The organism is Rhodococcus sp. IEGM 1241, assembly GCF_033142365.1.
GTDB lineage: Bacteria > Actinomycetota > Actinomycetes > Mycobacteriales > Mycobacteriaceae > Rhodococcus_F > Rhodococcus_F erythropolis.
In genome coordinates, this window is sequence record NZ_JAWLSE010000006.1 from 210,561 (window position 1) to 229,884 (window position 19,324).

At 63.6% G+C, this 19,324-nt stretch carries 21 protein-coding genes and 3 tRNA genes; 9 read left to right on the forward strand and 15 right to left on the reverse strand.

The features are described from left to right. Nucleotides 1-208: 208 nt before the first annotated feature. Nucleotides 209-382, forward strand: a complete 174-nt coding sequence (locus R4P70_RS25120; protein WP_003943953.1) for a hypothetical protein — start codon at nt 209-211, stop codon at nt 380-382. A gap of 226 nt (nt 383-608) precedes the next feature. Here the strand turns inward: R4P70_RS25120 and R4P70_RS25125 are convergent. The 4 genes from R4P70_RS25125 to R4P70_RS25140 form a co-directional block, all read right to left on the reverse strand. Further along, nucleotides 609-699: transfer RNA gene (locus R4P70_RS25125), tRNA-Ser, on the reverse strand. A 56-nt stretch (nt 700-755) separates the two neighbouring features. Beyond that, nucleotides 756-947: a CsbD family protein gene (locus tag R4P70_RS25130; protein ID WP_003943869.1), complete on the reverse strand. Its 192-nt coding sequence runs from the start codon at nt 945-947 to the stop codon at nt 756-758. A gap of 139 nt (nt 948-1,086) precedes the next feature. Beyond that, nucleotides 1,087-1,548 carry a nucleoside deaminase gene (locus tag R4P70_RS25135; RefSeq protein ID WP_047271540.1) on the reverse strand — a complete coding sequence of 154 codons (462 nt, stop codon included), beginning with the start codon at nt 1,546-1,548 and terminating at the stop codon, nt 1,087-1,089. Further along, a complete protein-coding gene (locus tag R4P70_RS25140) occupies nt 1,549-2,088 on the reverse strand; it encodes a tRNA adenosine deaminase-associated protein (RefSeq protein WP_047888780.1) in 540 nt (179 codons plus the stop codon). Between the two features lie 48 nt (nt 2,089-2,136). Between R4P70_RS25140 and R4P70_RS25145 the strand changes: the two genes are divergently transcribed. Further along, nucleotides 2,137-3,111 (forward strand): prephenate dehydrogenase, encoded by a 975-nt coding sequence (locus tag R4P70_RS25145; RefSeq protein ID WP_256064856.1) that lies wholly within the window; start codon nt 2,137-2,139, stop codon nt 3,109-3,111. An 11-nt stretch (nt 3,112-3,122) separates the two neighbouring features. Here the strand turns inward: R4P70_RS25145 and R4P70_RS25150 are convergent, their stop codons facing one another. Next, nucleotides 3,123-3,710, reverse strand: coding sequence for a putative glycolipid-binding domain-containing protein (locus tag R4P70_RS25150; protein ID WP_019746484.1), 588 nt, complete (start codon nt 3,708-3,710; stop codon nt 3,123-3,125). Between the two features lie 238 nt (nt 3,711-3,948). On the opposite strand from R4P70_RS25150, the gene R4P70_RS25155 reads away from it, so the two are divergent. From R4P70_RS25155 to R4P70_RS25175, 5 genes are all read left to right on the forward strand, one after another. Continuing rightward, nucleotides 3,949-5,094 carry a DNA cytosine methyltransferase gene (locus R4P70_RS25155; RefSeq protein WP_153211133.1) on the forward strand — a complete coding sequence of 382 codons (1,146 nt, stop codon included), beginning with the start codon at nt 3,949-3,951 and terminating at the stop codon, nt 5,092-5,094. After that, a complete protein-coding gene (locus R4P70_RS25160) occupies nt 5,091-5,966 on the forward strand; it encodes a hypothetical protein (RefSeq protein WP_019746482.1) in 876 nt (291 codons plus the stop codon). The genes R4P70_RS25155 and R4P70_RS25160 overlap by 4 nt, the downstream gene beginning before the upstream one ends. A 10-nt stretch (nt 5,967-5,976) precedes the next feature. Continuing rightward, nucleotides 5,977-6,381 carry a very short patch repair endonuclease gene (locus tag R4P70_RS25165; protein ID WP_019746481.1) on the forward strand — a complete coding sequence of 135 codons (405 nt, stop codon included), beginning with the start codon at nt 5,977-5,979 and terminating at the stop codon, nt 6,379-6,381. 10 nt (nt 6,382-6,391) lie between these two features. Continuing rightward, a complete protein-coding gene (locus tag R4P70_RS25170; protein ID WP_029254264.1) occupies nt 6,392-7,081 on the forward strand; it encodes a DUF998 domain-containing protein in 690 nt (229 codons plus the stop codon). A 79-nt stretch (nt 7,082-7,160) separates the two neighbouring features. Then, nucleotides 7,161-8,405: an alpha/beta hydrolase family protein gene (locus R4P70_RS25175; protein ID WP_182262119.1), complete on the forward strand. Its 1,245-nt coding sequence runs from the start codon at nt 7,161-7,163 to the stop codon at nt 8,403-8,405. A gap of 1 nt (nt 8,406) precedes the next feature. Here the strand turns inward: R4P70_RS25175 and R4P70_RS25180 are convergent, their stop codons facing one another. The 10 genes from R4P70_RS25180 to R4P70_RS25225 all read right to left on the reverse strand — a co-directional run bounded on the left by R4P70_RS25180 (nt 8,407) and on the right by R4P70_RS25225 (nt 16,364). After that, nucleotides 8,407-9,585: a cation:proton antiporter gene (locus tag R4P70_RS25180; RefSeq protein ID WP_172932471.1), complete on the reverse strand. Its 1,179-nt coding sequence runs from the start codon at nt 9,583-9,585 to the stop codon at nt 8,407-8,409. Nucleotides 9,586-9,619: 34 nt separating this feature from the next. Further along, nucleotides 9,620-10,249, reverse strand: coding sequence for a pyridoxamine 5'-phosphate oxidase family protein (locus R4P70_RS25185; RefSeq protein ID WP_172932470.1), 630 nt, complete (start codon nt 10,247-10,249; stop codon nt 9,620-9,622). Further along, complete coding sequence (locus R4P70_RS25190) at nt 10,246-11,061, reverse strand: ABC transporter ATP-binding protein (protein ID WP_172932469.1); 816 nt, start codon at nt 11,059-11,061, stop codon at nt 10,246-10,248. Before R4P70_RS25190 ends, R4P70_RS25185 begins: the two co-directional genes overlap by 4 nt. Continuing rightward, nucleotides 11,058-12,110 (reverse strand): FecCD family ABC transporter permease, encoded by a 1,053-nt coding sequence (locus R4P70_RS25195; protein ID WP_047888775.1) that lies wholly within the window; start codon nt 12,108-12,110, stop codon nt 11,058-11,060. The genes R4P70_RS25190 and R4P70_RS25195 overlap by 4 nt, the downstream gene beginning before the upstream one ends. Beyond that, nucleotides 12,107-13,150: a FecCD family ABC transporter permease gene (locus R4P70_RS25200; RefSeq protein WP_172932468.1), complete on the reverse strand. Its 1,044-nt coding sequence runs from the start codon at nt 13,148-13,150 to the stop codon at nt 12,107-12,109. Before R4P70_RS25200 ends, R4P70_RS25195 begins: the two co-directional genes overlap by 4 nt. Next, nucleotides 13,147-14,181 (reverse strand): iron-siderophore ABC transporter substrate-binding protein, encoded by a 1,035-nt coding sequence (locus R4P70_RS25205; protein WP_029254259.1) that lies wholly within the window; start codon nt 14,179-14,181, stop codon nt 13,147-13,149. The genes R4P70_RS25200 and R4P70_RS25205 overlap by 4 nt, the downstream gene beginning before the upstream one ends. 156 nt (nt 14,182-14,337) lie before the next feature. Next, nucleotides 14,338-15,183 carry a helix-turn-helix domain-containing protein gene (locus tag R4P70_RS25210; protein ID WP_232816815.1) on the reverse strand — a complete coding sequence of 282 codons (846 nt, stop codon included), beginning with the start codon at nt 15,181-15,183 and terminating at the stop codon, nt 14,338-14,340. A 118-nt stretch (nt 15,184-15,301) separates the two neighbouring features. Continuing rightward, nucleotides 15,302-15,374 (reverse strand) — tRNA-Arg (locus tag R4P70_RS25215). An 82-nt stretch (nt 15,375-15,456) separates the two neighbouring features. After that, nucleotides 15,457-15,548: transfer RNA gene (locus R4P70_RS25220), tRNA-Ser, on the reverse strand. A gap of 96 nt (nt 15,549-15,644) precedes the next feature. Next, nucleotides 15,645-16,364 carry a dienelactone hydrolase family protein gene (locus R4P70_RS25225; protein ID WP_029254257.1) on the reverse strand — a complete coding sequence of 240 codons (720 nt, stop codon included), beginning with the start codon at nt 16,362-16,364 and terminating at the stop codon, nt 15,645-15,647. A 61-nt stretch (nt 16,365-16,425) separates the two neighbouring features. Between R4P70_RS25225 and hisC the strand changes: the two genes are divergently transcribed. After that, the gene (gene hisC / locus R4P70_RS25230) at nt 16,426-17,502 is read left to right on the forward strand and encodes a histidinol-phosphate transaminase (protein WP_029254256.1); all 1,077 of its coding nucleotides are present in this window, start codon (nt 16,426-16,428) and stop codon (nt 17,500-17,502) included. Between the two features lie 100 nt (nt 17,503-17,602). Then, nucleotides 17,603-19,297, forward strand: coding sequence for a bifunctional metallophosphatase/5'-nucleotidase (locus tag R4P70_RS25235; protein WP_029254255.1), 1,695 nt, complete (start codon nt 17,603-17,605; stop codon nt 19,295-19,297). Nucleotides 19,298-19,324: the final 27 nt, after the last annotated feature.

Genomic DNA, 19,324 nt, shown 5'->3' on the forward strand with positions numbered 1-19,324 from the left:
GGACTTACGACCTGGGAGAACCCTGTGAAAGCGCTCCACGAACACCGAAAGCGGGCACACCCGCAGCCATTAGTAATCATTTGGTAAAGTGGTTTTGCATTCCGGCCCCCAGCCTGGAGTGCCTGGGCCGTGCGCATCGAATCATGCATCGATCCCGATGCGCACGGTCTGCCCGAAACACGAATCACACCGATCGGGGGGGCTCGCAATGGCGGACCTGACGCTCCTGACCGACGACGAGTTACGCGAGCGTCGGATCGCCCTCAGTCGATCCCTCACTACCGCAGCAGATTTGATCCCTACCCCGCCACCCTCGTTCTTCGAGAAGCTGAAGCAGGACATCGATGCCGCCGCTGCAGAGTGGATCGCTCGCCGCTCCTGAACTTCGTCAACCTGTGAATGTCCACCGGAGGACGGCCCCTCCCCCATAAGACTTAGTGCGGCTTCCGATCTCCTCCGAAGTCCAGCGCTGTCCTCGTCCGAATGGCGGACTGGCCGGTCGTCCGATGGTCCAGTCGGAGCGTGTCCGTCCTGACGGTCGTCAGCGCTCGCACGCCAGGTTTACCATACAAAAAAGCTCCCCACCTGCGTGAACAGGTGGGGAGCTTTGGCGGTGGCGGAGGGATTTGAACCCTCGGACGGGGGTTACCCGTCACACGCTTTCGAGGCGTGCTCCTTAGGCCGCTCGGACACGCCACCGTTGGTGACTTTACCGGATGGAGTGCCCGTGGCCGAAATCGCCAGGTGGAGCGGTATTACGTGAGCTTGTCCTTGATGCTGGATGCGGCGTCCTTGACCTTCTCGCCGGCATCCTTGACGGCCGATTTCACCTGGTCGCCTTTACCTTCGTTTTCGAGGTCCCGGTCACCGGTAGCGCTGCCAGCAGCTTCCTTGGCCTTGCCCCCGAGGTCTTCGGCCTTGTTCTGAGCCTTGTCTGCGATTCCCATGAGTACTCCTCTGTGAACGCGAACGAATCACCTTCCGGCGATTCGCCGATACCCTGACGGCATCTGATCTCCACCATGCCCGTGATTACCGGTTCCGGCTACCCGAGTGTGCGATCACTCTCGATGGGGAATACCTATTTCAGGCCCGCTGCTCGCGGAAGAAATCTTCCAAAAGCCCAGCGCATTCGTCCTCGAGGACCCCGCCGCGCACCTGCGGCCGATAGGTCAATCTTTTATCTCGAACTACGTCCCATAATGATCCGACGGCTCCGGTTTTCGGCTCCCACGCCCCGAAAACGACCCGAGAAACCCGGGCGAGGACCAGAGCGCCCGCACACATCGTGCAGGGCTCGAGGGTGACGGCCAGCGTCGCACCTTCCAGGCGCCAGCCGTCGCCGTAGATTTTTGCGGCAGCACGCAACGCGAGGATTTCGGCGTGCGCGGTCGGATCGGACGACGCTTCCCTTGCATTGGAGGCCCGAGCAACTTCGACGCCGTCTGCGTCGAACACCACTGCCCCGACCGGGACGTCTGCGTCGGAGGCGGAACGTGCGGCCACGATGGCCGCACGGATCATGCGCTGATCGTCAGCGAGAGTCATCTAGCGCGGGAGCTTGTCGAGCGCTACGCCGAACTCGGATGCGAACCCGAGTCGCTGCGCGATCATCCCCAACTGCTCGTCCGGATAAAGATCGGTCTCGGCCGCGATGACGGCGAGCACGGGTTCCGGCAGGCCCAGATCGGCCAGCACGGACAGATCGCCCTCTTCCCAGGGTTCGACGTCGTCGAGGTCGTCCGGATCGATGTCGGGGATCTCGATGTGCAAGGCGTCGAGGACGTCAGCTGCGATGTCGTAGTCGATGGCGGCGGTCGCGTCCGAAATCAGCAACTGCGTGCCGGACGGCGCCGGACGCAACACGATGAAGAACTCGTCGTCGACGTCGAGAAGACCGAAGACGGCACCCGAACTTCGCAGCTCACGCAGCTGCGTTTCGGCGGCCGAGAGCGAGGTCAACGCGTCGGGCGTCAATGCCTTGACCGTCCAACGCCCCTCTTCACGGACCACCGCGACACCGAAGCCTTCAAGCTCCTCCGACTGGTTCGAAGAGGCGCTCTTGTTACCCGCGCGCTGTGCACCCATGGCGCAACGGTAGCCCGCCTGGTGCCAGTGAGTGAAGTCCGAGCATCGATGTGCCAACCTGAACTCGTGTCTGCGATCGATTCCGCCCCACCAGTCTGCGTTCTCGGCCTCGGATTGATCGGCGGTTCGCTACTTCGCGCCGCCGTCCGATCCGGCCGTCAGGCGTGGGGTTACAACCGTTCCAGCGAGTCCGCCGACGCGGCCCGAGCCGACGGTTTCGATGCCGACACCGATCTGGTTTCAGTGCTGCAGAGAGCGAACGAGAGCGGTGCGATCATTGTGATCGCCGTGCCGATGCCTGCCGTCGACGCCACCTTGGAGGCAATCGCCGCGCATGCGCCGAACAATCCCATCACGGACGTCGTCAGCGTCAAGGGCGAAGTGAAGGCCGCGGTCGAACGAGCGGGCTTGAGCGCCAAGTTCGTGGGCGGTCATCCGATGGCGGGGACGTCAGCTTCGGGTTGGGCGGTCGGGGATGCCGATCTGTTCGTCGACGCGGTGTGGGTCGTTGCCACCGACAACGGCGTCGACGCAGACGTGTGGTCGCAGGTCGCCGACCTTGCACTCGACTGCGGCTCGGTGGTCGTGCCGGCCGAATCTCTCGAGCACGATCGAGCTGTTGCACGTATCTCGCACCTGCCCCACCTACTGGCGGAAACACTCGCGATCACCGGAGCTGCCGGCGGCGAACTGGCCCTTGGGCTGGCCGCCGGGTCATTTCGCGACGGCACCCGCGTAGCCGGGAGCGCTCCTGGCCTGGTGCGGGCGATGTGCGAGGGCAACCGTGACGCCCTGCTGGTCGCGCTGGACGAAGCGCTCGACCTTTTGCAGGGTGCACGCACCGATCTGCTCGACAACGGCTCCACGGCACGATTGGTGGACGCAGGGTTCGCTGCGCGCGGCGCTTACGAGTCGCACGAGCGTTGGGACATCGAAGACCTTCGGGTCGGAGAACCCGACTGGATCGAGCGGATGCGGGACGCCGGTCGACGCGGTGGTGTCATCCGGCGATCCGAAACCTAGAGGTACGAAACCTAGATTCGAGTTGCCAGACCCGGGTAGTCGAGGACAAAGCCTTCGGTATCGACGGCCAGCGTCGAGCTGGACACCGGGGACAGCACACTGATTCCGTCGGTGCCGCTGCTGTAGGTGATGGTCGCACCCTCGACGCGCAGGTCGAGAAGGTTGACGTAGACGACCGGGACCTCGGCGTCTTCGATGTCGTTCTGCAAGCCGACGCGGCGGATGGGCAGCGTGTTGAAGAACGGGCTGAGGATCACGTCGACATCGAGTGCGCCATCGAACGCAGAGCGCTGGTGACTGGCGCCGTTCTCGACCATCCAGGTGCCTTCTTCGTCCCGGCTGATCGACATCTGACGCTCACCGGCGGCCAGGGCGGTCCGCACCGACAGCCTGCGGGTGATGCCGGCCTCGTCGGTGACCAGGTCGTATGACGCGCTGAATGCAGGGTGCTCACTGCAGGCTCCACCGATGATCCGGCCGGAAGCCTTGATGCGATTTCCGTTCAGCTGCACACGAACAGACTCCATACGAGGAGCGTTGTGGGCCTGCCAGGTCAATACCGCGGGCCAGGACGCGTCACCGGAAGGTTGGATGCTCACCCGACCACGGTAATGGACGAACGGGCGCGGAGCACCGCTGGTTCGGGTTATTGCTTCGATCAGGGACCTTTTAGGGACTTCGATCGGCCCCGAAGATCTCGATGTAAGCCGTTTCACAACGCTTCTTCCGCCAGGAGCACCCCGCAGACCGAATAGTTGGCAAACGGTGTCGGAGTTCTCGAGTACCGTGCTTCTAGGTCGGTTCGTGAGGAAGGGTGCTGTGACGTCGTCGCGGAGCATGGTGGGTTTGTTTGCCGGTATCGGCGGGCTCGAGTTGGGGCTCTCGGAACATGGGTGGAACACCGAACTGCTGTGTGAAATCGATCCGGGCGCCCAGGCAGTTCTCCGTTCGCGTTTCGCCGACGTGCCGTTGCACGGCGACGTCACCAAACTGCGTGCGCTGCCCAGCGACATCGAATTGGTGGCCGCCGGTTTCCCCTGCCAGGACCTCTCTCAGGCCGGCAAAACGGCGGGCATCACCGGCGCACGCTCAGGCCTGGTGGACGAGGTGTTCCGTCTGGTCAAGCGCAAGAAAGGCCCGCGCTGGCTGTTGATCGAGAACGTTCCGTTCATGCTGCAACTCGGCAAGGGCGCTGCCATGCGGCACATCACCGACGCTCTCGAAGACCTCGGATACACCTGGGCATACCGGGTGGTCGACGCCCGCGCCTTCGGACTCCCCCAGCGCCGCCAGCGCGTCATCATGCTTGCCTCGCGCACGGACGATCCTCGCGAAATCCTGTTCGGCCAGGACGCCGGCGAGCGCCTGGGAGGTGATCCCGCGGACTACCCCTGCGGCTTCTACTGGACCGAAGGCACCCGCGGACTCGGATGGGCCGTCAATGCGGTGCCGACGCTCAAGGGCGGCTCGTCCGTCGGCATCCCCAGCCAGCCGGCGGTCCGGTTGCCGTCCGGTGAGATCGTCACTCCCGGCCTCGTCGACGCCGAACGCCTGCAGGGTTTCGATCCCGACTGGACGCTTCCGTCCGTCGAGGTTCCCGGCCTACGCCACAGCCACCGATGGAAGCTCGTCGGCAATGCCGTGAGCGTGCGGATGGCGTCGTGGGTCGGTGGCCGGCTGAACGATCCCATCGCATACGACGCCGCGGGCGAGACGCCACTCGAACCGGGCGACGCGTGGCCGAGTGCGGCATGGGGCCGTAACCGCCAAGCCTTCCGCGTCCACACCTCGACCTGGCCGGTCCAGTACGACTACGAGGATCTGAGTGGCTTCCTCGAGGACACGCGGTTGCTGTCGGCGCGGGCCACAGCCGGCTTCCTCAAGCGCGCACGCATGGGCAATCTTCGGTTCATCCCCGGTTTCATCGAGGACGTCGAAAGCCATCTCGAGCGGATGGGCGGATACCCCGAGGCCGCGGCATGACGGAATCACTGTTCCCCGAACCTGAAACGCTATTCCCCGAACCGCTGTTTTCCGAGCCGGAACACGAACCACTGTGGAGCGCACTGCAACTCGCGGGCGACAAGCCTCCGGCCGACGCCGATCGCGGCGAGAAGAAGAACTACGCCCAGCGACTCTCCAATCAACTGGCACAGACGGTGGCCGACGCTCTGCGTCCGCTGTATCCCAACATCACCCCGACAGCGTCCGGCGAAGGCCAGGAGGCAACCGTTGATGTCGCCAAGGGCCGAAAGCGCTTGGACGTCAAGGCACTCGACCCCACTCTCGGCCTGATCCTCTGCGTCTCCATCAAGACGTACAACTTCCAGGACTACAGTCCCCGCAGCGGAAAACTTGGACGGTGGACCAAGAACATCGTCCGCAACGACCACGAATTGCGTGGCGAGGCAATGGTTCTGCATCAGCGTCAGCCGTACAGCGTGTTGGTCGCCGTCATGTTCGAGCCGTACGCCACGTGCGACGACGGCGACCCGACCAAGACCAGCGACACCGGCAAATCCTCTTTTGCACACCACGTCACGACGCTCTCGAAGCGCTCGGGCCGGGGCAAGCGCGCGGTGGTCGGCGTTCCAGGAAAGGCCTGGGTGGATCTCGGCGCCGAGGACACCCGCTACGACCTCTTCGAGAAGGTCTACATCGGACTCTACGAACCCGATGGCGCGGTTCGGTTCTTCGACGTCGACGAGCCGCCGCCGCGCAACGGCCGGCCCACCGAAGCTCAGACGCTCTCGTTCACCGACTTCGTGACCGTCGTGCACGGTGAAGTGGAGCGTCGCAACAGGTTTGCGCCCACCTGGTCCGATCCCGAAGACAGCGACGATTCCGACGGCTGAGGGAACCACGGTGCCTGCGACGGATCCTGCCACCAGCGCTCGGATGAGCGCTCAGCGTCGGCGCGACACCAAACCTGAAATTGCACTTCGACGCGAGCTTCATCGGCGCGGACTCCGGTACTTCGTGGACCGGGCGCCTGTCAAAGGTGTTCGCCGACGCGCTGATCTGGTGTTTCCGCGCCGCAAAGTCGCGGTGTTCGTGGACGGATGCTTCTGGCACAGCTGCCCGCAGCATGCGACGTTTCCCAAGAACAACGCGCAGTGGTGGACGGACAAGTTGGCCGCCAACGTGGTTCGAGACCGCGACACCGATGCACGTCTGGCAGAGCAGGGTTGGACCGTCATCCGCATCTGGGAGCACGAAGATCCGCTGGTAGCAGCCGAACGCGTCCAGAAAGCCCTGCTCGGTCCGTAAGCTCGATTTCGTGAAGGAACGCAACGTTGCGCGGTGGGGTTTGGTGGCTGCGCTGGCTCTGGGCGGAATCGTCTACTCGTCGTGGATTCTCGAATTTTTCCTCGACACCGGCCTCGACCCGGTGACATCGTTCCTCAGCGAACTCGATGCCGAGAACCAGAAATACCGTGACGTCTTCGGCAATGCCGACGTCCTGTCCGCGATCTTGATGTTGATCTCCGGAGCGCTGGGTCTGCTGATCACGCCCAGGCGCAGGCTCTACGTCACGGGCTGGATTGCACTTGCAGTGTTCGGCATCGCCACAATCGCCGACGCGTCGTTCCCTCTCGAATGCTCGGGCGAGGGTTGCCCGTCGAGCGCACCCGACGGTCTACTTCCGCAGCTCCACCATGTTCACGCATTGACGAGCAGCGTGGCGGTGTTCGCGATCTTCACCGCGATGATCGCATTCACCGTGGGAGCGTTCAGGTATCGCGAACACCGGTCGTTGCGTACGACCGGCCTGACCATTTTGATCCTGACTTCCCTTGCGACGGTGTGGATGTTGACGACCAACAGCATCGAAGTCTCCGGCGGCGGTAATCTCGGACTGGGTATCGCTCAACGCGCACAGGTGCTGGGGATGTCGTTGTGGTTGTGCACCCTGGCATTTGCGATGTCGAGGCCGCCATCCACCGGGCTCCCGGCGTCGCCACGCTGACAGGTTTTCCGGCAAGCGATTCGGGCGATCCTGGAACTACAACTGAAAATGGCTGCCCCGAACTAGCGAAGGTGTGCCCATGTCTCTCGCGTCGTCGTTCTTCGCCCATCCACACCAGGCGTTCACTGCCGGTTTCTACCGCAACGAGTCCTTCGACTTCGAGCTACGAGTCGTTCTCGGGCAAGCCACCTACGGCGCGGCAGATACCGGCGAAGTGCTCTCGGCCATCGCTCATGTCGGCGAGAAAGACCTCGAGGGCTGGTATGAGGCCTGGTTCGACCTCGGCACACGAGTATTCGGGCAGGCCGATGAGGCGGCCGAGGCCGGGCATTCACGAAGCGCGTCCAACGCGTACCTGCGGGCGGCGTCGTACTTCGGTGTGGCGATCAACGCCGTCGACGGTCTCAGCGACGATTCGGTTCTGGTCCCCACTTTCAAACGTCACCGACAGGCGTGGGACCGCTTCGTCGACACCACCGCCCAGCCCGTCGAACGCGTCCGGATCCCTTACGAGGACACCTACTTGCCCGGGTACTTCTTCCGGCCACCCGGCGACGTGCGACGGCCGACGTTGATCATGGTGAACGGTAGCGACGGCCCGATCAGCGGACTGTGGGGCAGCGGCGGCGCCGGGGCCCTCGAGCGGGGCTACAACGTGTTGATGTTCGACGGTCCCGGTCAGCAGTCGATGCTCTTCGAGCGCAACATCCCGTTCCGTCACGACTGGGAATCCGTCATCACGCCCGTCGTCGACTATCTCGTGGACCGGCCGGACGTCGATGCGTCGAAGCTGGCGATCTACGGGATCAGTCAGGGCGGTTACTGGGTACCGCAGTCGTTGGCGTTCGAGCATCGGATCGCGGCAGCGATCGCCGATCCGGGGGTCGTGGACGTGGCCGCGTCGTGGCTCGCCCATATCCCCAAGAACATGCAGAAGCTGCTCGACGAGGGGAAGTCGGAGGCCTTCGACCGCGACATGGCGATAGGGCTGGGGATGAAATTCTCGAAGGACAGCGCCCGGATCTGGCGTTTCCGAGCGCGTCCGTACCTCGCCGACGGTTACTACAACACTCTCGCCGAGGTTCGGAAGTACCACCTCGAACACGTCGCCGGCTCGATCTCCACTCCCCTGCTCATCACCGATCCGGAAGGCGAGCAGTTCTGGCCCGGTCAATCCAAGCGGCTTGCCGCCCTATCCGGCGGACCGACGACGGTGGTTCCCTTCACCGCTGCCGAAGGCGCGAACTTCCACTGTCAGCCCATGGCGAGGCGTCTGACGGATCAGCGAATGTTCGACTGGCTCGACGAGCAGTTGGATCTCTGAATCAGGACACTTTCTCCTTTTTCGTCAAGAGAGTGGCGAGCATCGGCAGCAGTAGAACGGTGATCGCCCCGGCCGCGACAAGAATCGACGCGTTGTCCGACGACATCTGATGCGCGTCGACGGCAGCGCCCGTGACCGCCACGATCATGGGCAGACCGGTAGCCCCGTACAACGCGACTTGCGCACTTTCGCGCGTGGTGAAGGGCGGCTCGACCTTCTCGAACTTGGTCACGAAGAACACCGGCACGCCGCGGACGACAACGATCAGGATCAGAAACGCAATCAGTATGCCGGGACTGGCGGCGACCGCCGAGACGTCGATTGCCATGCCTGAAGTGATGAAGAAGATCGGGATGAGGAACCCGAAGGCGATCCCGTCGAGCTTGATCTCGAGGCGCTCGTCGCCCTCTGGCATCAGTCGCCGCAGGATGAAGCCGGCGGCAAACGCGCCGAGAATGACGTCGAGTGAGAACACGGCCGACAGCACTCCGAGGCTGACCAACAACAGAACGGTGAGGCGGACCGTCGTCTGCGCCGTGGTGTCCGCTCCTGCCCGCACCAGCCGATGTGTCCACGAGCCTTCGTGAATCAGCTTGCCGGGCAGCACCGCCACGACGATGGCGATCAAGGCGAAGACGGCAAGAACGATCAGCGACAGGACGGCACCACGGGCACTCAGCAGCACCGCCATCGCGACGACCGGCCCGAGTTCGCCGACGGCCCCGTGATTGAGGACCGTCTTGCCCAAGCGTGTGTCGAGGAGTTTGTTGTCCTTGAGGATCGGCAGCAGCGTGCCCAGAGCGGTCGACGTCATCGCGATGGCAACAGCGGCTTCGGCGGAAATCACGTTCCTCATGCCCAGCAGCGCGACCACCGTGAACGCCAGCGCCAGGCAGAACAGCCACGTGTAGAGCGCACGACGGCCACCCCGGCCACTGAGTTCCTGTCGGTCGATCTCGTAACCGGCGAGGAGGAACAGCATGCCGAGGCCGAGTTCGCGCAAGATTCCGATCGCTTCGCTGTCAGCTGCGATGTTGAGGGCGAACGGCCCGACCACTGCGCCCGCGACAAGCAGCAACACCACTTCGGGAACGAGCCGACGTGGGATCAAGCCCGCGACTATCGGCGCGACCGCCGCGATCAGCGCAATCCAGAACAGCGATGAGGCAATTGAAGGCACGGATCATTATCGGACATAGGTGACAAATCCGCGTTCAGTACAGGTACTTGCGGTACGCCTCCTGCCGAGCCGGTTCGAGATCCTCGACTTGGAGGGTGTGCTGCTCGGCCATCATGTCGCGCAGACTCGGCACGTCCTCGGGAGTAGGCCACGTCGCCGGATCCCAGAGCTTTGCCCGCAGAATCGCTCGCGCGCAATGGAGATACGCCTCGTCGATCTTCACGATCACCGCAAGCTGCGCCGGCTTGCCGTTCATCGCCATCGACTCCAACAGATCAGCATCTGTCGAGAGGGTCGCCGTGCCGTTGACGCGCACGATCTCGTCGTGGCCGGGCGCGAGAAAGAGGATCCCCACGTGAGGATTTTCGATCATGTTCCGGTACGAGTCAGCGCGCCGGTTGCCCGGACGATCCGGAAGCACCAGCGTCTTCTCGTCGGGAAACAGAACCTGACTGACCAAGTCTCCACGCGGCGAGCAATCGCAATTTCCGGCTGCATCGGACGTCGCGAGCACAAAAAACCGTGCCTGCTCGATGAATTCACGGATCAACGGAGTCGTGTAGGCGGTGTGCTTATCCATGATCGTCGGATGGGGCTGTCCGAGAAGCGCATTGAGTTGTTCCACCGATTCGATCCGCCCGCTCGGGACATTCGACGCCGTCACGTCAACACGTCGTCGAGGACGTGGTGGCGCCCCAGCGGCAACACCAACGGCTTGCCAGAGATGGGGTCGGGGATGATTCGGCTCTCGAGACCGAACACGGTGCGGACGTTGTCGCTGGTGAGCACCTCGGCAGGATCGCCCGCAGCATAGACCCGGCGATCGGCCATGGCGACGAGGTAATCGGCGTAGCGGGCAGCGAGGTTGAGATCGTGCAGAACCATGACAATCGTTGTACCCCGGGTCCGGTTCAGGTCGGTGAGCAGGTCCAAGACCTCTACCTGGTGGCTCACGTCCAGGAAGGTGGTCGGTTCGTCGAGTAAAAGCAGATCGGTTTGCTGGGCGAGCGCCATCGCAATCCACACACGTTGGCGCTGACCACCGGAAAGCTCGTCCACCGATCGTTCGGCCAATCCGGTTGTGTCCGTTGCCGCAAGCGCTTCGGCGACAGCTGCGTCATCCTCGCGACTCCACCTCGACAGCACCCGCTGATGTGGATGACGACCTCGCCCGACGAGATCGGCGACGACAATGCCTTCCGGTGCGATCGGTGACTGCGGCAGCAGACCGAGCGTGCGAGCGAGCTTCTTCGCGGGCAGGCGATGAACATCCTTGCCGTCCAACAGAACATGACCCCTTCGGGGACTGAGTAGCCGCGACATCGACCGCAGCAGCGTCGATTTGCCGCACGCGTTGGCGCCCACGATGGTCGTGATCTTTCCCGGCGGCACCGCGAGGTCGAGCGATTCGACGACGGTCCGTCCTCCGTAACCGAGTTCGAGGTTTTCGACAGTCAGAGTATGGGATTCGGTCACAGCGAACCTCCCGTTCGGTTGGAGCGAATGATGAGGTAGACGAGATACGGCGCTCCCAGCGCGCCGGTCACCACGCCAACGGGGTAGCGGGTGCCGAAGGCGTACTGTCCGCAGAAATCGGCAACTAGCACCAGCAGCGCTCCGACCAGCGCCGACGGAATCAAAAGTGATGTTCCCGGACCGACGATGCGGGCGGCGATGGGCCCTGACAGAAATGCGACGAAGGCGATGGGCCCCGCAGCGGCAGTGGCAAAGGCGATGAGTCCGACGGCCGCAATGATCGTCAGAATGCGCGTTCGTTCCACTCTGACGCCGAGCGCTTGTGCTGCGTCGTCACCGAGCTGGATGGTCGAAAGGTTGCGCGATTGGCTCAGCAGCACAGGTCCGAGGACAACCAGCGCCAGGAGTACGGGAACCGTCGAACCCCAGTTGGCACCGTTGAGGCTGCCGGTGAGCCAACGCATCGTCTCCTGCAGATCCCACGCGGCGGCGGTACTGAGCAGGTAGGCGGTGACGCTGTCGAGCATCGCGGCGATGCCGATACCGATCAGGATCAGCCGAGTGCCTGCTACACCGTCTCGGAAGGACAGAACGTAGATCAAGACTGCGACGCCCAGACCGACAGCGATGGCGAAGATCGAGACCTGCGAGCCGCCGAGCGAAAGCGAGATGATCGCGAAAGCCGCTGCAGCGCTTGCGCCGGAGCTGATCCCGATGATGTCGGGGCTCGCGAGCGGGTTGCGCAGCATCGTCTGGAACGTGATGCCACCCAAGCCGAAACAGATTCCGGCGACCACAGCTAGGACAGCGCGAGGCAGCCGGAGGCGGCCGACGGTGAACGAGGCACCAGGCACGTTCTCCCCCAGCACGACGCGAAGCACATCTGACGGCGGGTAGAAGGTTTTTCCCACCATCAGAGTGACCGCGAAGGAGGCGACGACGAGGACCGTCAGCACGGCAATCACGATGCGGCGGCGTCTACCTCGTCGGATACGGCTTGCTCCGACTGCGTCGACCTCGACTTCGGGAGTAACGAATGTAGTGGTCACAGCTCACGTATTTTCTGACGGCGGACGATGTAAATGAAGAAGGGCGCTCCGACGAGCGCGGTGATGATGCCGACGTCGATTTCGCTCGGCCGGGCGACAATTCGTCCGAGAATGTCGGCGGCGACGAGAAGGCCGGCACCTGTCAGCGCAGAAAACGGTAGTAGCCAACGGTTGTCGATACCGATCAGCAACCGGCACAGATGCGGGACAACCAAACCGACGAAGCCGATCGGTCCGGCAATGGCAGTGGCTGCACCGCAGAGCAACACTGCACCGAGCGCTGCCACTGCACGAACCACCGCGACGCGTTCGCCGAGACCTGACGCAACCTCGTCGCCGAGCGCAAGAGAGTTGAGACTGCGCGCTGACAGCAGACAGATCACGAAGCCGACAATGAGGAAAGGCAGACCCTGCCGGATCACCTCGAAACTCGCGCCACCGACGCCGCCGATCTGCCACGAACGAATGTTGCCCGCAATATCGTTTCGCGGCAGCATGATCGCAGTGATGAACGAAGCAAACGCAGCCGATGTTGCGGCCCCGGCAAGAGCCAACTTGAGTGGCGTGGCTCCACCTCGCCCGAGTGACCCGACTACGTAGACGAACAATGCCGCCCCGGCTGCACCGAGTACGGCCACCCAGATCATGCTGGTCTGGGTCCACAATCCGAACCACGCCATTCCGATCACCACGGCGAGCGAAGCGCCCATGTTGACGCCCAGGATTCCGGGATCCGCCAAAGGGTTTCGGGTAATCCCCTGCATCACCGCGCCGGCAAGACCGAGCGCAGCACCCACGACGATCGCGAGCACCGTCCGCGGAATGCGCTTGGCAATCGCACCCTGACCGATATTGTCGGTGGAACCGCCAAGTGCGGCAACGATGTCGGACCAATCGACCTCACGAGAGCCGATGACGATCGAGGCGCACATGAGCACCGCGAGGATCACGAGAAGGGCGATCAGCCACAGCGAATTGCCGAACGTCGGGCGCCGCGTATCGCTGGCGCCCGACGTCGAATCCTGCGAGGTTACAGTCACTCCGACTTTCCAGCAGCCCCGGCGAGCAGATCGACATAGTCGCCGAGTACCCACGAAATGGCGAGCGGAGTCGGGTTGGCCGCCGTTCCCATCGGGCCGGTTCCGTTGAGGAACACGATCGAATTGTTGGCGACGGCAGGCATCTGCGAGAGCAGCGGGTCAGCCTTGAGTGCGTCGACAAGTGCCTGGTCACCGTACGTGACGATCAGTTCGACGTCGTCGAAGACGTCCACACGCTCGGCACTGACCTTCTTCGAGAACTCACCACCCGTCGAGGCGTCGGCAACGCTCTTCGGCGTCGAAAGTCCGAGGTCCTCGAAGAACGCGGCACGTGTGTCGTTCGCAGTGTAGAAGCTGACCTGACTCAGGTCGGCAGTGTCGACGTGCGTCAGGAACATTGTTGCTTTGCCGGCAAGCTGCGGATGTGAGGCAACCTCGTCGGCGATCTCCTTCTCGATGGTGGAGATCAGTTCCTGCCCTTCGGATTCCATGCCGAGGCCCATGCTGTTGAACTTGATGACGTCACGCCACGACGTCGCCCACGGCCCCTCGGGATACGCCACAACCGGAGCGATCTCACTGAGAGTGTCGTAGTCCTCCTGCGTCAATCCGGAGTACGCGGCAAGAATGACGTCAGGGTTCGTATCGGAGACGGCTTCGAAGTCGATGCCGTCGGTCTCGTCGAAGAGCACCGGCGGCTTCGCGCCGAGGTCGTCGAGCTTTTCCTCGACCCACGGCAGCATTCCGTTGCCGTTGTCGTCGCCGAACGTCGCCGCTGCCATTCCGACGGGAACCACGCCGAGAGCAAGGGGCACTTCGTGATTGGCCCAGGCAACGGTGGCAACTCGCTCCGGCTTGGCGTCGATCGTCGTAGTTCCGAAAGCGTGCTCGATCGTGACAGGGAAGGAGCTGGATCCGCTTCCGGCACTGCCGCCGTCGGCGGTCTCCGAGGAGCCGGAACTGCAAGCTGTCATGCCGAGGGCGACTGCGACCGCTGCTGCGGCCACCGCCAAGAAGCGTTTTGAACGCATGAAAACAGAACTCTCTCGAGAAGGGGTACGGCCCTCAACCCGGCTCAATCAGGCACTTAGGTGAGGTTTGCCTAAACCGTATACGGGAGGGCAATGTGGCGCAATCGCGTGTTTGGGACACCCGGTGTAGCGATCGAGACAAGGTGTGATGGCCGATCAGCTAGCCCGGAACATCCCTGGTGTAGCGCCGGTAGTGCGCCGAAATGCCGCACCGAACGCACTGGTCGAGTGGTAGCCCACGCGCTCGGCAACCTCTTGCAGATCCAAGCCGTGTGCAAGAAGAGTCACCGCTCGTTGGGCGCGCACCGCTGACACCCACTGCCCGAAACTCATCCCGGTCTCCGACCGAAATGCCCGGGTGATGGTTCGCGGGCTGACGCCGAGGAGCCTTGCCCAGTCGGACAGCGTTCGCATGTCACTCGGATCGTCACCGATCGCGTCGACGATGGGTTGCAGAAGCGCCGAGTCCGGCACCAGAACCAGCAACTCGTTGGGTGACGGCGCCAGTACGTCGATCACCATCTGCTCTGTGAGCGAGCGCGAAGAGGTTCCGAGTGAATCGTCTGCCAGTCGCTCGAGGAGGTTCCGCAGCAGCGGAGTCACCTCGATCGCCACCGGCACGTCGGACAGAGACGGAACCGATGCGATGTCGAGCTGAGCGGCCCGATACCAGGTTCCGGCGGGCGCGATCGCCGAGTGCAGGACGCCGGCGGGCATCCACAGACCGACGGTCGGGGTGATCGTCCACGTGCGCGATCCCACCGTGGCGCTCGACGCTCCTCGCTCGTTCCACAACAATTCGTGGGTCGGGTGCGAGTGCGCCTCCCACCGGGTCTCGCGGGAGACAAGCTCGTCCATGCCCGCGATGACAAAGGGCACCTCGACCGCCCCGGCCGAGTAGACCGGGAGCGTCCGACTGTCGACGGTCTCCAACGGGTTCTCCTCGGTTCGCGCGACTGCTCCGGAGAAAGCATAGGTCGCGGGGATCGGTTGTTGGTTCATACGATCGCGAGGGTCACCGACCGAAATTCGCCGAGGTGACGTCACACACATTCAAAAATTGCGAATGCACCACAACAAAAAGAAGGTCACAGACCGGAGTCTGTGACCTTCTTTCTTGTGCGCCCGAAGGGATTCGAACCCCTAACCTCTTGATCCGTAGTCAAGTGCTCTATCCGTTGAGCTACGGGCGCATGTTCTGTTGTCTTGCTGATCTTGCGTGTCTTGCCGTCGTACTTTCTATCATTTCTAACCCGCCGGTCAAAATCACCGGCTTGGCGGAGGCGAGAGGATTTGAACCTCCGGTCCCTCGTAAAAGGGACAACTCATTAGCAGTGAGTCCCATTCGGCCGCTCTGGCACGCCTCCCTGGGGGTTCCGATCCTTTCGGACCGCCGGATCGAAAGATTACACACCCTTCGCCACCAAAGGCAAAACGCGTGGTCAGCGCCCTGATTTGTCGGCTTACCGCAGGTGGCTGTCGAACCAGTCGAAGATCCGGGTCTGAGCTTCGACGATCGAGGCCGAGCCAGGGTCGTCGAGGTCGGCGTCCTCGGACAGCTGTGGCGGCTCGTCCGCCCGGTGGGCCAGTCCGGCGTAGCTGACCACCAGTGTCGCGACGTCGGCCTTGGCGGTCGCTTCCCGGAGCAGGGTCACGTGCTCACGCGGCGTGCTGGGATCGTCCTCGCCGTACAGCGCCAGCCACGGCGCCTGCAGGGAAGTGGCCGCATCGACGAGCGCCTGAGCATCCACCGACAAGGCTTCGACGATTCCCCGGGCGGCGACGCTCACCGCGGCACCGACGGGACGGCTGGTGGCCACGAGCATCGCGGCGGTCCCGGCGTCGTCGAATCCGAGCACCCCGACGGTGTCCGCGAGAACTTCGCGTCCGACGAGCCAATCGAGGGTCGCGTCGAAGTCGGCGAAGAGGTTGTCACCGAACACCTCGCCCTGCATGTGTTCGGGTTCGCGGTGGAACAGGTGCGGTGCGACGCTCACCCACCCTTCGCCGGCGAGTGCGCACATCAGATTCAGCAGAGCCGGGCTGAACTGGCGGGCTTCATGCAGGACGACGATCCCGCCCCGCGTCGGGCCGTCCGGCTCCACCACCGTCAGCGGAACAGCCGTGGCGACCTCCCCTTCGGCTGCGCGCAGATACGCGGTGGCCCGGAAGATTTCCGACATCTTCTAACTCTGACACGCAGACGGCCGCTACGCACCAAATCGGTGCGCGCATAATCGACTCGTGACCGCACACATTCGCCCTGACCTCGCCTCCATCCCCGCCTACGTTCCCGGACGCAATTTTCCGGGTGCGATCAAGCTGGCGAGCAACGAAACGACCGTAGGGCCGTTGCCCGGTGTGCGTGACGCCGTCGCCGACGCGGTCGCCAATGCCAACCGCTACCCGGACAATGCCGCGGTCGCACTCATCGAGGCGCTGGCCAGCTTCCTGAAAGTCGAACCGGCCAACGTCGCCGCTGGTTGTGGCTCCGTGACGCTGTGCCAGGAACTCGTGCAGATCACCTGCGATCAGGGTGACGAGGTCATCTACGCGTGGCGTTCGTTCGAGGCGTACCCCGTGGTCACCCAGGTCGGCCATGCCGTCTCGGTCAAGGTTCCGCTGACCGAGGACTTCGGCCACGACCTCGACGCGATGCTGGCCGCGATCACGGATCGCACGCGGTTGATCTTCGTGTGCAACCCCAACAACCCGACCGGCAACGCGCTGTCGAAGGCAGAGCTCGAGAGCTTCCTCGACGCGGTCCCGACGCACGTCGTCGTCGCACTCGACGAGGCGTACTTCGAATACTCACGCTCGGACGCCGACGGCATCGAACTGTTCCGCAGCCGCCCCAACGTGGTTGTTCTGCGCACCTTCTCGAAGGCGTACGGCCTCGCGGGAATCCGCGTGGGTTACGCAGTCGCGGATCCGGAGATCATCGTGGCCCTCGGCAAGGTGCACACCCCGTTCACCGTGAGCGCTGTCGCGCAGGCCGCCGCAATCGCTTCCCTGGCTGCAGCAGACGAACTGCTTGCCCGCACCGAAGGCGTCATCGCCGAGCGGACGCGAGTGCGCAGTGCACTGATCGAAGCCGGGTACACCGTCCCCGAGTCGTCGGCGAACTTCGTCTATCTCCCCCTCGGAGAGCTCTCCCCCGGTTTCGCCGAGGCGAGTACCGAGGCGGGCATTCTGATCCGTCAGTACGGCGTCGAGGGCGTCCGGATGACCATCGGCGATCCACACGAGAACGACGCGTTCCTCGCTTTCGCGAACACCGACGTCGCGAAGCAGGCTGCGGGCATCGGCGTCACCGCGTGACACTCGATACATAACTGTTACGCCGAGGACTGGAATTCGTTTCGGCGGACGGGCACACTCAGGGAGGTTCGAGGCCGGTCCGAGTGAGGGAGCACGACGCATGACGCGACGCATGACACGAACGTGTGCCGTGCTCGCAACGACCCTTCTCGCCACCACCGCGACCTCCCTGAGTGCCGTCGCCACCGCCGAGTCCCAGGACACGGTGTCGGTACGTCTGTTGGCCTTCAACGATCTGCACGGCAGCCTCCGCCCGCCGGAAGGTGTTCGCAGCGAGATCAGGCAGGCCGACGGCTCGCTCACCCCCGCAGGTGGCGCGGCGTACCTCGCTGCTTACGTGACGCAACTTCGCAGCCAAGCCACCAACTCGCTGCTGTATTCGGTCGGCGACAACTGGGGATCGTCGGCATTGGAATCGGCGATGTTCAACGACGAACCGACGGTCGAACTGCTGAATCGGATGAAGATCGACGCTTCCGCGATCGGCAACCACGAACTCGACAAAGGGCTCGCCGAGTTCCGTCGTATGCAGTCCGGCGGTTGCTCCGCCGTCGACGCGTGCACGTTCAGTCCGTCCTTCGGCGGCGCAAACTTCCCTCTGATGGCCGCGAACATGACGTACACCAACGGCACTCCGGCCACGCTGCCCTTCACCGTGAACATGGTCGACGGCATTCCGCTCGGAGTCATCGCGATTTCCCCCGCCAACACGTCGCAGATCGTCACACCGGGCGGGATCGCCGATCTGCAGTTCGGCGACGAGGTCGAAGCGATCAACCGCACCGCCGATGTCCTCGACTTCTTCGGCGTCAAAGCCATCACCGTTCTCCTGCACCGTGGGGACGAACCGGCCGTCGAAGGTGGGCCCAACGACTGCAACGTCGAGTCCGGCCCGGCCCGCGACATCGCTCTTCGTGCCTCACCGAAGGTGGACGTCATCTTCACCGCCGACAGCCACCAGCAGTACAACTGCGAATTCCCTGATCCCGCAGGCAATCCCAGAGTCGTCATGCAGGGCGCTTCGCACGGCCGGATCGTGTCCGTCGCCGACGTCACCATCGACCGCAACACCCGCGAGGTGGTTCGCGATCAGACGTCCGCTTTCAATCAGATAGTGACACACGATATTTCGCCGGATCCCGATATTCAGGCTCTCGCCGACCGGGCCTGGTCGGAGGCGTCGGAAAGCGCTCAGCGACCGGTGGGGACCATCACCGCCGATCTGACACGGGACCGCGTACCCAGCGGTGAATCGACACTCGGCAACCTGGTCGCCGACGCTCAACTCGCGGCCGGATCGACACGAGGGGCTCAACTCGCGTTGACGAACCCGGGCGGCATGCGCGAGGACTTGGACTTCGGCACTTCCGGCCAGGTCACCTACCGCCAGGCCTACGGTGTTCAACCCTTCGGTAACAGCCTCGAGGTGCTCTCCGTCACAGGAGCGGTGTTGAAGGACGCTCTCGAACAGCAATTCCAGATCGACCTCGACGGCACCGCTACCGAGCGCATCCTCTCCCCGTCCGCGGGCTTCACCTACGCCATGGACCGGCGAGCAGCGCCGGGCTCGCGAATCTCGGAAATGCGCTTGAACGGGCAGGACATCGCCCCCGACGGCGTCTACAGCGTCGTGGTGAACAAGTTCCTCGCCGAGGGCGGGGACGGTTTCACCGCACTGAAGAACTCCACCCAGATGACCGGCGCGGGCAACGACCTCGACGCCTTGACGGCCCTGTTCGCAGCCGGGTCCCCGGTCTCGCCGCCTGCCACCGATCGCATCCGCACCGTCGGCTGAATAGGCATCCCCCCGCTCGATTGCCTA

Excerpts from the sequence above, each read along its gene's own strand:
- R4P70_RS25120 (WP_003943953.1), top strand. The coding sequence starts at position 209 with ATGGCGGACCTGACGCTCCTGACCGACGACGAGTTACGCGAGCGTCGG.
- R4P70_RS25130 (WP_003943869.1), bottom strand. The coding sequence starts at position 947 with ATGGGAATCGCAGACAAGGCTCAGAACAAGGCCGAAGACCTCGGGGGC.
- R4P70_RS25135 (WP_047271540.1), bottom strand. The coding sequence starts at position 1,548 with ATGACTCTCGCTGACGATCAGCGCATGATCCGTGCGGCCATCGTGGCC.
- R4P70_RS25140 (WP_047888780.1), bottom strand. The coding sequence starts at position 2,088 with ATGGGTGCACAGCGCGCGGGTAACAAGAGCGCCTCTTCGAACCAGTCG.
- R4P70_RS25145 (WP_256064856.1), top strand. The coding sequence starts at position 2,137 with ATGTGCCAACCTGAACTCGTGTCTGCGATCGATTCCGCCCCACCAGTC.
- R4P70_RS25155 (WP_153211133.1), top strand. The coding sequence starts at position 3,949 with ATGGTGGGTTTGTTTGCCGGTATCGGCGGGCTCGAGTTGGGGCTCTCG.
- R4P70_RS25160 (WP_019746482.1), top strand. The coding sequence starts at position 5,091 with ATGACGGAATCACTGTTCCCCGAACCTGAAACGCTATTCCCCGAACCG.
- R4P70_RS25175 (WP_182262119.1), top strand. The coding sequence starts at position 7,161 with ATGTCTCTCGCGTCGTCGTTCTTCGCCCATCCACACCAGGCGTTCACT.
- R4P70_RS25205 (WP_029254259.1), bottom strand. The coding sequence starts at position 14,181 with ATGCGTTCAAAACGCTTCTTGGCGGTGGCCGCAGCAGCGGTCGCAGTC.
- R4P70_RS25210 (WP_232816815.1), bottom strand. The coding sequence starts at position 15,183 with ATGAACCAACAACCGATCCCCGCGACCTATGCTTTCTCCGGAGCAGTC.
- R4P70_RS25225 (WP_029254257.1), bottom strand. The coding sequence starts at position 16,364 with ATGTCGGAAATCTTCCGGGCCACCGCGTATCTGCGCGCAGCCGAAGGG.
- R4P70_RS25235 (WP_029254255.1), top strand. The coding sequence starts at position 17,603 with ATGACGCGACGCATGACACGAACGTGTGCCGTGCTCGCAACGACCCTT.